General features: G+C 74.2%; 12 protein-coding genes and 2 pseudogenes. 12 read left to right on the top strand and 2 right to left on the bottom strand.

The genetic code is table 11. The features are described from left to right. A partial coding sequence (locus BJF79_RS55640; RefSeq protein WP_158079248.1) for a hypothetical protein occupies nucleotides 1-686 on the top strand: 686 nt, incomplete at its 5' end. Nucleotides 687-743: 57 nt separating this feature from the next. Here BJF79_RS55640 and BJF79_RS20860 read toward each other — a convergent pair. Then, nucleotides 744-929: an LPXTG cell wall anchor domain-containing protein gene (locus tag BJF79_RS20860; protein ID WP_075899750.1), complete on the bottom strand. Its 186-nt coding sequence runs from the start codon at nucleotides 927-929 to the stop codon at nucleotides 744-746. Beyond that, nucleotides 901-1,953, bottom strand: coding sequence for a hypothetical protein (locus BJF79_RS20855; protein WP_075899748.1), 1,053 nt, complete (start codon nucleotides 1,951-1,953; stop codon nucleotides 901-903). The genes BJF79_RS20860 and BJF79_RS20855 overlap by 29 nt, the downstream gene beginning before the upstream one ends. A 176-nt stretch (nucleotides 1,954-2,129) precedes the next feature. Here BJF79_RS20855 and rsmD point away from each other — a divergent pair. From rsmD to BJF79_RS65735, 11 genes and pseudogenes are all read left to right on the top strand, one after another. After that, nucleotides 2,130-2,716 (top strand): annotated as a pseudogene (rsmD, locus tag BJF79_RS20850) (16S rRNA (guanine(966)-N(2))-methyltransferase RsmD). 43 nt (nucleotides 2,717-2,759) lie between these two features. Then, nucleotides 2,760-4,205: a peptidoglycan D,D-transpeptidase FtsI family protein gene (locus tag BJF79_RS20845; RefSeq protein WP_075899746.1), complete on the top strand. Its 1,446-nt coding sequence runs from the start codon at nucleotides 2,760-2,762 to the stop codon at nucleotides 4,203-4,205. Nucleotides 4,206-4,292: 87 nt separating this feature from the next. Further along, nucleotides 4,293-4,775, top strand: coding sequence for a pantetheine-phosphate adenylyltransferase (gene coaD, locus BJF79_RS20840; protein WP_075899744.1), 483 nt, complete (start codon nucleotides 4,293-4,295; stop codon nucleotides 4,773-4,775). 125 nt (nucleotides 4,776-4,900) lie between these two features. Beyond that, nucleotides 4,901-5,548: a YceD family protein gene (locus BJF79_RS20835; protein WP_075899742.1), complete on the top strand. Its 648-nt coding sequence runs from the start codon at nucleotides 4,901-4,903 to the stop codon at nucleotides 5,546-5,548. A gap of 1 nt (nucleotide 5,549) precedes the next feature. Further along, nucleotides 5,550-5,729: a 50S ribosomal protein L32 gene (rpmF, locus tag BJF79_RS20830; RefSeq protein ID WP_075899740.1), complete on the top strand. Its 180-nt coding sequence runs from the start codon at nucleotides 5,550-5,552 to the stop codon at nucleotides 5,727-5,729. Between the two features lie 356 nt (nucleotides 5,730-6,085). Further along, on the top strand, nucleotides 6,086-6,889 hold the full coding sequence (gene rnc, locus BJF79_RS20825; RefSeq protein WP_075899738.1) for a ribonuclease III: 804 nt from the start codon (nucleotides 6,086-6,088) through the stop codon (nucleotides 6,887-6,889). Continuing rightward, the gene (gene mutM, locus BJF79_RS20820) at nucleotides 6,882-7,820 is read left to right on the top strand and encodes a bifunctional DNA-formamidopyrimidine glycosylase/DNA-(apurinic or apyrimidinic site) lyase (RefSeq protein WP_075899752.1); all 939 of its coding nucleotides are present in this window, start codon (nucleotides 6,882-6,884) and stop codon (nucleotides 7,818-7,820) included. The genes rnc and mutM overlap by 8 nt, the downstream gene beginning before the upstream one ends. A gap of 38 nt (nucleotides 7,821-7,858) precedes the next feature. Then, the gene (locus BJF79_RS20815) at nucleotides 7,859-8,164 is read left to right on the top strand and encodes an acylphosphatase (protein ID WP_075899736.1); all 306 of its coding nucleotides are present in this window, start codon (nucleotides 7,859-7,861) and stop codon (nucleotides 8,162-8,164) included. Between the two features lie 179 nt (nucleotides 8,165-8,343). After that, on the top strand, nucleotides 8,344-8,541 hold the full coding sequence (locus tag BJF79_RS20810) for a hypothetical protein (protein ID WP_075899734.1): 198 nt from the start codon (nucleotides 8,344-8,346) through the stop codon (nucleotides 8,539-8,541). Between the two features lie 455 nt (nucleotides 8,542-8,996). Continuing rightward, complete coding sequence (locus BJF79_RS20805) at nucleotides 8,997-10,619, top strand: chromosome segregation SMC family protein (protein WP_316043405.1); 1,623 nt, start codon at nucleotides 8,997-8,999, stop codon at nucleotides 10,617-10,619. Nucleotides 10,620-10,640: 21 nt separating this feature from the next. After that, a pseudogene (locus tag BJF79_RS65735) lies at nucleotides 10,641-10,809 on the top strand (hypothetical protein); the annotation flags it as partial.

Genomic DNA, 10,809 nt, shown 5'->3' with positions numbered 1-10,809 from the left:
CCGCGCCCGCCGCCACCGACGCCGCCGCACCGCCGCGCGCCGCGGCCGCCGCCGTCCGTCCCGCCGAGCACGCGATCAAGGCCGTGCTGAGCTTCGACCACGCCTCCTACCAGCGGAACGTGGACGCCGCGCACGGGGTGTCCACCGAGCGGTACCGCGCCGACTACGACCGCCAGCTCGCCGCCCGGGACTACCGCGCGGAGCTGGAGTCGAAGGACGGGTCGGTGAGCACGGACGTCGCGGGCTCCGCCGTCGTCTCCGCCACCCCGGACTCGGTCACCGTCCTGTCGTACGTGAAGCGGACGGTCCGCGCGTCCGGCGCCGAGCCCGACCTGCTGCGGAACCCGATGCGCGCCACGATGATCAAGCGTGGCGGCGGCTGGCTGCTCGACACCCTCTACACGCTCCGGGCCGGGTCCCCCCGCGCCCGGACGAGCGGCGCCGCGTGGCCGGGCCCCGCCGCACAGGACGTCCTGTCCGCCGTGGCGCGGCACCCGTCGGTCACGGCGGGCACGATCGCGGGGGTGGGCCTGCTGCCCGGCGCGTCCGGCGGCGAGATCACGGCGCTGGTGGCGCTGGGCGAGTGCACCTCGGCGTGCGGCGAGGGCGATGGGATCGGCTTCCACCGGCTGCACGTCCGCAAGTCCGGCGACGGGTGGCGGGTGACGGGCGCGCAGGAGATGTGAAGGGGCGCCTCCCGGCCGGGAGGCGCCCCTTTCACGAGCGGAGTCAGGAGCCGGTGATCACGACTCCTCGGCCTCGCGTCGGCGCGTCATGGCGACCGCGGCGCCGCCCGCCGCGATCGCGGTCAGGCCGAGCGCGACCAGCGGAAGCGCGTCGGTGCCGGTGAACGGCAGTTCCTCCGGCGGCGTGAAGTGCCCCGCGATCGTCCCGCCGCCGTCACCGCTCCCGGCCCCGCCGGACGACACGGCGGACGGGAGGTCGCGCGCCAGCGGCGACGCGGGCGCCGACGGGTCGGTGGGCAGCGGCGGCGCGTCGGGCTCGGCGATCCCGGGTCGTCCGGCGGGACGGGCGGGGTCGGCGGCGGTCGGCGGCGCCGGGTCCGCGGGGTCCTCCGGCGGAGTCGGGGGCGTCGGCGGGGTCGGGGGAGTGGGCGGCGTGACCGAGCAGGCCCGAGCCGGCGCAGCCGCTCAACCCGAGCTGCGCCGAGATCGGGGTGCCGCCCGCCGCGGACGCCGAGCGTCCAGCGTCGTCGCGCCCCGCGATCATCGGCGTCCCGGCCGACAGGGTCCCGCCCGTTCCCAGGTTCAGCGCGGCGCTCCCCGCGGGCGTCCCGGCGAGGACGCCGACCTCGGCGCCCGCCTCGACGGTGGCGTCGCGCAGCGACACGCTGCCGCCGGCGGCCAGCCGCAGGCCCGCGTCGAGGTGCGGCGTGCGGACCCCGGCGGTGAGGCCGAGACCGGCGGACGCGGTGCGGGTCCGCTCGTCGTAGTCGAGGGTGGCGTCGAGGCGCAGTTCCAGCTCGGGCGCCTGCTCCTGCTTCTGCTTCTGCTTCGGTTCCTGCTCCTGCTTCGGTCGCGGCTGCGCCCGGGGCGTCCGCTCGGCGGGTTCCCGCTTCGCGGGCCCGCTCTTGCGTGGCGCCTCGGCCGTCTCGTTCTTCCCGCTCTCGACGGGGGCGGAAGCCCCGTCGTCGCTCTTCGTCCGCTTCGGTTCCGGTTTCGGCGCGTCCTGTTCGAGCGTCCGCACGACGGGCTCGAAGGCCCGTTCGAGCGCCTTGCCCGCGTCGCCGGTCCCCGTGCCGTTCTTCCCCGTTTTCCGTGGCTCCGCCGTTTTCGCCTTCTTGGCCTTCGCCCGCTTGGCGTTCGCCGCGCTCTTGGCCGGGTGATCGGCCGTGGCGCGGGCGGGCGCGCGTTCGGCGGAGAGCCGGGAGGTCTCGGCGTGGGAGACGCCGCTCATGGCGACGATGCCCAGAACCGTCGCCCCGGCCGTCACCGCCAATCTCCTACCTTGGTGCACCGGTGCTCCTGAGGGTCGGGTGGTTGCACAACCTGCGAGCACGTTTGCACGCGAAGTAGTTGATGTGAACATTGACTCGGAGATTTGGGTAGAGATTCACATGAGTCGCCGCTGTCATTTGTGACATTTTTCGAGACCGCGATACTGATCGCATGACACGGGTGATCGCGGGGAGCGCGGGCGGGCGGCGGCTGGCCGTCCCGCCCGGACGGGACACGAGGCCGACCAGCGACCGCGCCCGCGAGGGCCTGTTCGCGACCGTCCTCGCCCTCCTCGGCCCCCTGGACGGCCTGCGCGTCGCGACCTGTACGCCGGATCCGGGGCGGTCGGGCTGGAGGCGCTGTCGCGCGGCGCCGCGCACGCCCTGCTCGTCGAGTCGCACCCCCGGGCCGCGAAGGTGCTCCGGCAGAACGCGAAGGACCTCGGGCTGCCCGGCGCGGTGCCGTGCGCCGACAAGGTCGAACGCGTCGTCCGCCGCCCGCCGGACGCGCCCTACGACCTGATCTTCGCCGACCCGCCGTACGCGCTGCCCGACGCGTCCGTCACCGAACTCCTGGACGACCTGCGCGACCACGGCTGGACGGCCCCGGACGCGCTCGTCGTCGTCGAGCGCGCGGCGCGCGGCCCCGCGCTGCGCTGGCCCGGGGGATACGAGGCCGACCGGGACCGGCGGTACGGGGAAGCGGTGTTCTGGTACGGCACCGCTACCGGCCGCGCCCGGCCCGCCGGGGACGCGTGACCGCCGCGCGTGATCATGGACGCGCGCCGGGTAGGGCATCGGTATGAGACCCGGCATCGACCGCGCCGTGGGGCGCACCTGGGTCCTGACGCTGCTGATGATCCTGGCGCTGATGGTGAACATCACCTACGTGCAGGCGTTCCAGGCGCAGGACCTGCGTGACTCCGCGCTCAACCCGCGGCGGCTGACCGACCGCTTCACCGTCGACCGCGGCCCCATCGTCGCGGACGGGGAGCGGCTCGCCTGGTCCGAACCCGTCGACGGCGGGGAGCGGTACCAGCGCCACTACAAGGACGGCCCCGCCTTCGCCCCCGTCACCGGCTACTTCTCGGTCTTCTCCGAGACCGGCCTGGAGGCGGCGGCGAACCACGTCCTGGACGGCACCGACCCCCGCCTGGCCACCGCGAACCTCGTCGACCGGCTCATCGGCGAACCCGTCCCCGGCGGCACCGTCGAGGCGACCGTGGACGCCGACGCGCAGCGGGTCGCCTACCGGGTGCTGTGGGAGGCGGACGTCCGCCGCGCCGCCGCCGTCGCGCTGGACGCCGAGACCGGCGCGATCCTCGTCATGGCCTCGACCCCGTCGTACGACCCGGACGCCGTCTCGACGCTCGACCGCGAGAAGGCGCAGGAGGAGATCGAGCGGCTCAACGACCGGCCGCTCAAGCCGCTGCTCAACAAGGCGACCGACGAGGTGTACCCGCCGGGTTCGTCGTTCAAGACCGTCGTCGCGGCGGCGAAACTCGAAGCGGGCGCGAGCAAGAACACCCGGGTCAGGGCCGGGGCGAGCTACCGGGCCCCGCAGAGCGGGCAGCCGATCGGCAACAGCCACGGCGGCGCCTGCAGCCGGAACGCGATCCCGCTGATCGAGGCGTACGCCGAGTCCTGCAACACGACGTTCGCCTACCTGGGCGCCGAGGAACCCGGCCACGACGCCGTCGCCGAGGAGGCGTCCGAGTTCGGGTTCGGCGAGCGGATCGAGATCGAGGACGGCCTGGCCGCCGCCGCGAGCGTCTTCCCCGACACCGACTCGCCCGCCCTCAGCGCGCTCGCGTCCATCGGGCAGGGAAGCACGGTCGCGACGCCGCTGCAGATGGCGATGGTCGTCGCCGGGGTGCTCAACGACGGCGAGATCATGAAGCCGCACCTGATCGCCGAACTGCGCGCCCCGGACGGCGGCTCCGTCGGACGGGCCGCGCCCGAGCGGCTCGCGCGTCCGCTGACCTCCGAGGAGGCGGCGCAACTGCGGGACATGATGGAAGCGGTCGTCGACAGCGGTACGGGCCGGTCGCTGCGGGGCACGTCCGTCCGCGGCGGCAAGACGGGCACGGCGGACGTCGCGGGCAAGTCGTACAACGACCGCTGGTTCATCGGGTTCGGCCCCCGCGAGGACCCCCGGTACGCGGTCGCGGTGCTGACCGAGGCGCCCGGCTCCGGCATCGAGTCCGGGCCGATCGCCGCGGAGATCATCGACGCGCTCGCGGCCTGACCCGCCGAGCCCGGGTGAAAGCGGGCCGAATGCGATTTGGTACGTTCGCGCCGCAGGTCAGAAACCGGGATCGAAGGGGTTCGCGCCGTGCGCCGTGTCGTCTGTCCGGGATCGTTCGACCCCGTGACCAACGGTCATCTCGACATCATCAGCCGCGCCTCCACGCTGTACGACGAGGTGGTCGTGGCAGTGCTGATCAACAAGAACAAGAAGAGCCTTTTCACCGTCGACGAGCGCGCCGACATGATCACCGAGGTCACCGAGGACTACGGCAACGTCCGCGTGGACAAGTTCTACGGCCTGACGGTGGACTACTGCAGGGAACAGAACATCCCCGTCATCGTCCGGGGGCTGCGCGCCGTCAGCGACTACGAGTACGAGCTGCAGATGGCGCAGATGAACCACCGCATCGCCGGTATCGAGACCCTCTTCATGGCGACGAACCCCGAGTACGCCTTCCTGTCCTCCAGCCTGATGAAGGAGGTCGTGAAGTTCGGCGGCGACATCTCCGGTCTCGTCCCCGACAGCGTCCACGACCGCCTCGTCGAGCGGCTGCGCGAAGGCGCCTGACGGGCCGGCCGCGGCGTCCGGAGCGGAGATCGCCGCCGGTTCGCTGGTGGGAGGCCCGTGAGTTGGGGCCACGGCCCGGCGTTCGGTACCCTGGGACATCGGCCATCACCAAGGCCCTGATTCCCATGCCTCACGAAAGCAGGATTCCGCTGACACGCCTCGACCCCAATGCGCCGCTCGTGCTCGACACCCGGGCTCTCGGCAGGCAACCCGGGTCGTCGCGCGAGGAACACCTGTCCGTGCCGGCTCCGGAGGATTTCGGTGTGGAGATGGTGGGCGTCCCCGAGGGCGCCGCGATCGAGCTGGATCTCCGGCTCGAGGCGGTGCTGGAGGGGGTGCTCGTCACCGGCACGGCGACGGTTCCCCTCGAAGGGGAGTGCGCCCGCTGCCTCGACCCGATCGCCTCGACGTTCGAGGCGGAGTTCCAGGAGCTCTTCGTCTATCCTGACACCCGCTCCGGCGGGAACGCCGAAGACGACGAGCTCTACCTCGAGGACGATCTGATCGACCTCGAACCGCTGCTCCGAGACGCGGTGGTGCTCGCGCTGCCGCTCTCGCCGCTGTGCCGGGACGACTGTCCCGGCCTGTGCGCGGAGTGCGGGGTTCGGCTGGCGGACGCCGGCCCGGACCACCGGCACGACGTCGCCGACCCCCGGTGGGCGGCACTGCGGGACGTGGCCGCCGGCATGGCGGCCGACACCCCGGAGCGGGGGAGCGGGAGCCCAGGCGCCCGCGGTTCATCCGACCGACGAGAAGGAAAGCAGGAGGGCTGACGTGGCCGTCCCGAAGCGGAAGAAGTCCCGCAGCAACACGCGGCACCGGCGCGCGCAGTGGAAGACCGCGGCGCCGACCCTGGTCGACTGCCCGACCTGCCGCGACAAGAAGCTGCCCCACACCGCGTGCTCGACGTGCGGCACCTACGACCGGCGGCAGGTCATCACCCCGTCGGCCTGAGTCTTCTCCGCATCCCGGGGGGCGGCCCCGCGCACACGGCGCGGTCCGCCCCTCAAGGTGCGTGAAGGCACGACCACCCCGGCGCGCGACGTCGGCGTGGTGTCCGGCACGGCGGCCCGTGCCCGGAGCCGTGGTGCACGCCGGGATCAGCCGAACCGGCGCGCACCTCGTCTTCGCGGACCCGGCCGCGGGGCCACCGCCCCGACCGGCCGGCCCGACCGTCCCCCGCGTCCGCGGGGGACGGCCTCGGCCGTCCCTCCTCGTGCCGCGCTCTCCGCCGTCCCGGCCCTCCGGCCGGCGCGCCATCGAGGCGACCGCGCGTCCGCGCGCGGCGCACGGCCTGCGAGGAGGGCCCGTTGAGCGCCAAGAAGTCCGACCCCGCGCCCGACCGCGCGGAACTGACCCGCGCCCTCGGCGTCGAGGTCGAAGGCGCGCTGCTGGAGCGCGCGCTGACGCACCGTTCGTACGCGTACGAGAACGGCGGCCTGCCCACCAACGAGCGCCTGGAGTTCCTGGGCGACTCGGTGCTGGGCCTCGTCGTCACCGACACCCTGTACCGGGGGCACCCCGACCTGCCCGAAGGGCACCTGGCGAAGCTGCGCGCCGCCGTCGTCAACATGCGCGCGCTCGCGGGCGTCGCGCGCGGCCTCGGCGTCGGCGCCCACATCCGGCTCGGCCGCGGCGAGGAGGGCACCGGCGGCCGCGACAAGGCCTCGATCCTCGCCGACACCCTGGAGGCGCTGATCGGCGCCGTGTACGTCGACCGCGGGCTGGACGACGCGTCCGCGCTCGTCCACCGGCTGTTCGACGCCCTCATCACCCGCTCGGCGGGGCTCGGCGCGGGCCTGGACTGGAAGACGTCCCTGCAGGAGCTGACGGCCGTGGAGGAACTCGGCGTCCCCGAGTACCACGTCGCCGAGAGCGGCCCCGACCACCAGAAGACGTTCCGGGCGTCGGTGCGGGTCGGCGGCGAGACCTACGGGTCCGGTGAGGGCCGCAGCAAGAAGGAGGCCGAGCAGCACGCCGCCGAGGCCGCCTGGAACGCCATCCGCGACATCGCCGCCGAACGCGAGGGCGCCGAGAAGGCCGGCCGGGACGGTGACGCCGCCTCCGGCGCGAACGGCCGGGGGTCGCGTCCCGCGGGGCTCGCCGGTGCCTGAGCTGCCCGAGGTCGAGGTCGTCCGGCGGGGTCTGGCCCGCTGGACGACCGGCCGCACCGTCGAGAAGGCCGAGGTGCTGCACCCCCGCTCGGTGCGCCGCCACGACGCCGGTCCCGCCGACTTCGCCGGGCGGCTCGCCGGACGCGCCGTCCTGCCCCCGCGCCGCCGCGGCAAGTACCTGTGGCTGCCGCTGGCCGACCCCGCGGACGCCGCGGGCGCGCGGCCGTCCGAGGCGCTGCTGGCCCATCTCGGGATGAGCGGGCAGCTGCTCGTCGGCGAACCGGACCGGGAGACGCAGAAGCACCTGCGGGTGCGGATCGCGTTCACGGACGGTCCCGAAGCCGACCCGCTCGACCTGCGCTTCGTCGACCAGCGGACGTTCGGGCACCTCATGGTCGCCGACCTCGTCCCCGACGCCGTCGCCGGGGCCGCCGACCCCGCGCCGGACGGCACCGGGCTCGTCCCCGCCGCCATCGTGCACATCGCCGCCGACCCCCTCGAAGCCGCCTTCGACGGCGACGCGCTCTACCGGGCGCTGCGCCGCCGCAAGACCGGCGTCAAGCGCGCGCTGCTCGACCAGTCGCTGATCAGCGGCGTCGGCAACATCTACGCCGACGAGGCGCTGTGGCGGGCGCGGCTGCACTGGGCGCGCCCGACCGAGACGCTGACGCGCGCCGAGACCGACCGGGTCGTCCGGGCCGCGCAGGACGTCATGAGCGAGGCCCTCGCGGTCGGCGGGACGTCCTTCGACAGCCTGTACGTCAATGTTGACGGCGAGGGCGGCTACTTCGAGCGGTCCCTGGACGCCTACGGCCGCCGCGACGAGCCGTGCCGCCGCTGCGGTGCGCCGATCCGCCGCGACGAGTTCATGAACCGTTCGTCCTACAGCTGCCCGGTGTGCCAGCCGCGCCCGCGCCGCGCGCGGTACTAGGGTTCCCTGGTCGGCAGGGCGGGCGAGGGAGAACGCGAATGGACGACGAGGCGGTGCGGCTGACCGCGTGGGTGCGGGGCCGCGTGCAGGGCGTCGGGTTCCGCTGGTGGGTGCGGGCGCGCGCGCTCGAACTCGGCCTGGTGGGAAGCGCCGCGAATCTGCGCGACGGCCGCGTCGTGGTGGTGGCCGAAGGCCCGCGCGGAAACTGCCGGCGCCTGCTGGAGATGCTGCACCCCGACGCGTCCGGCGTCGACGGGCTGCCGGGCCGTCCGGGCGCCGTGACGGGAGTGACGGAACGGTGGGGCGAGCCGCGTGGGACGGCCGAGGGTTTCGAGGAACGATGATCGGGTAGGGAAGTCCGGTTCGTACCTGCTAAACTAGATGGTGAAAGGTTGTTACCGGCCTGTGATGTGCGTCTTGACCAGGACAGCGGCCGGTGCGACTCTAGACGATACGCGCACCGACATCAGTTGCTTCTCGTGCGCGATCCCTGCTGGTTGCTCAGCGTGGAGGACCTTTAGTCATGGCGAAGGCTCTACTCGGCCACGTCGGTGGTCCCGACCCCCGGATGGTCGCGGAGATGCGGCGCCTTCAGCAGCGCGTACGTGATCTGGAAGCCGAACTCGTACGGCTCCAGTCGGAGAACGACGCGCTCGCGACGGCGAACGAAGACGACGTGATGTCGCTCGCGGTAAAGGACCGTGAACCGGCACTGACCTAACGGTGCCGAAGAACCATCCAACAGGGACGCTGGTGCTCCGGCGTCCCAAAGTTCTTCCTGCGGCGTCTCGCTTGTGGCGGCGCCTGCGGTGAAGGCGCCGGGGCGCCCGCCACCGCGGGCGGCGCGTGCGATCGCCGCATCGCTCCGGCTCGCCCAGGGGCTCGCCGCGCCATCGTGATCCCGCAAGCTCGAACTCGGCTCCGCACTCGATCGCGGTGGTTCCGGTCCGCTCCGGCCGGGGAGCCGCGATCGGGACGGCGCGGCAGCGGGCCGCCGGGCGCTGTGACCGGTATCCTCCTCGCAATGCCCGGCCCCCGCGCGGCGTGACCTGCGGCGCGAGCAGGGGGCGGCCAACCGAGCACCGGGCCCGGCGGGGGCGGCCCTCCGGCGCCGCCGACCGCGCGCGCCCCGTCCCGTCCGTCCCGGTACATCGACCGGAGGAGGACGGCGAGCGCGTGTACCTGAAGAGCCTGACGTTGCGCGGCTTCAAGTCCTTCGCGTCGTCGACCACGCTGAAGTTCGAGCCCGGCATCACCGCCGTCGTGGGGCCCAACGGGTCCGGCAAGTCCAACGTCGTGGACGCGCTCGCGTGGGTGATGGGCGAGCAGGGCGCGAAGTCGCTGCGCGGCGGCAAGATGGAAGACGTCATCTTCGCCGGCACCGCGAACCGGGCGCCGCTCGGCCGCGCCGAGGTCGTGCTGACGATCGACAACGCCGACGGCGCGCTGCCCATCGACTACACCGAGGTCACGATCAGCCGGCTGATGTTCCGGTCGGGCAGCAGCGAGTACGCGATCAACGGCGACTCCTGCCGGCTGCTCGACATCCAGGAGCTGCTGTCCGACTCCGGCATCGGCCGCGAGATGCACGTCATCATCGGCCAGGGCCAGCTCGACCGGGTGCTGCACTCGGGGCCGGAGGGCCGCCGCGCGGTGATCGAGGAGGCGGCGGGCGTCCTCAAGCACCGCAAGCGCAAAGAGAAGGCGCTGCGCAAACTCGACGCGATGCAGGGCAACCTCACGCGCGTCCAGGACCTCACGGGGGAGTTGCGGCGGCAGCTCAAGCCGCTGGGCAAGCAGGCGGAGATCGCCCGGAAGGCCGCGGTGATCCAGGCCGACTGGCGGGACGCGCGGCTGCGGCTGCTGGCCGACGACCTGGTCACGCTGCGCACGAGGCTGGAGCAGGAAGCGGCCGACGAGGCGCAGATCCGCGAGCGGCGCACCGAGACCGAACGGGGCCTCGCGGAGGCGCAGGAGCGCGAGGAGACGCTGGAGGCCGCGGAGGCCGTCGAGGCGCCGAAGCTGAAGCAGGTCCAGGACACCTGGTACCGGCTGTCGGCGCTGCAGGAGCGGCTGCGCGGCGTCGCCGACCTGGCCGCCGAGCGGCACCGCAACGCCGCCGAGGCCCGCGACGACGAGCGCCGCGGCCGCGACCCGCAGGACATGGAGCGCGAGGCCGCCGAGATCCGCGAGCAGGAGGAGATGCTGCGCGCGGCCCTGGACGAGGCGCAGGACGGGCTCGCCGACGACCGTGGAGGAGCGGACGGGCGTCGAGGAGGCCCTCGCGGGCGAGGAGCGGCGGCTGCAGGCCGCCGCGCGCGCGCCGCGGACCGCCGCGAGGAGCTGGCGCGGCTGCGCGCCGCGTCGAGGCGCTGCGCATCAAGGCCGCGGCGGGACGGTCGGAGATCGGGCGGCTCACCGACGCGCGGGAGGAGGCGGAGCAGCGGGCCGAGACGGCGCGGGCCGAGTTCGAGGCGTTCGAGGCCGAGGTCGTCGAGGATCCCGCGCTGGCCGCCGAGCACGAGGCGGCGCAGGAGGCGCTCGCCAACCGCCAAGGACGCCGCCGAGCGGGCGCGGGCCGCGGTGGCGGGGCCGCGCGGCGCCGTCAAGGAGGCGCGGCAGGCATCGCCGCCGCGCGCGGCGCCGACCACTCCGCGCAGAAGCGGGTCACGGCGCTGCAGGCGCGCATCGAGCGTTCAACCTGACGCTGTCCGCCGGCCGCCGACGGCGCGAGGCGCTGCTGGAGGCGCACGGACGGCACCCTCGACGGGGTGCTCGGCACCGTTGCGTCGCTGCTGACCGTCCGTCCCGGGTACGAAGACGGCCGTGGCGGCGCGCGCAGGGAACGCCGCCGAGGCCGTCGCGGTCGGGTCGCTGGACACCGCCCAGGCGGCGCTCGCGCTGCTGCGGTCCCGCGCCGCCGGCCGCGCCGGGCTGCTCGTCGGCGGCGGGCCCGGCGGCGCGCCCGTGCGGACCGGCGGCGTCGACT

Origin of the sequence: Actinomadura sp. CNU-125 (assembly GCF_001942465.1) — a bacterium.
GTDB lineage: Bacteria > Actinomycetota > Actinomycetes > Streptosporangiales > Streptosporangiaceae > Spirillospora.
This window is presented reverse-complemented; position numbering and strand designations above follow the sequence as displayed.

Bases quoted from the DNA above. Each gene is read 5' to 3' on its own strand.
- BJF79_RS20835 (WP_075899742.1), top strand. From the start codon at position 4,901: ATGCCTCACGAAAGCAGGATTCCGCTGACACGCCTCGACCCCAATGCG.
- BJF79_RS20810 (WP_075899734.1), top strand. From the start codon at position 8,344: ATGGCGAAGGCTCTACTCGGCCACGTCGGTGGTCCCGACCCCCGGATG.
- BJF79_RS20815 (WP_075899736.1), top strand. From the start codon at position 7,859: ATGGACGACGAGGCGGTGCGGCTGACCGCGTGGGTGCGGGGCCGCGTG.
- BJF79_RS20845 (WP_075899746.1), top strand. From the start codon at position 2,760: ATGAGACCCGGCATCGACCGCGCCGTGGGGCGCACCTGGGTCCTGACG.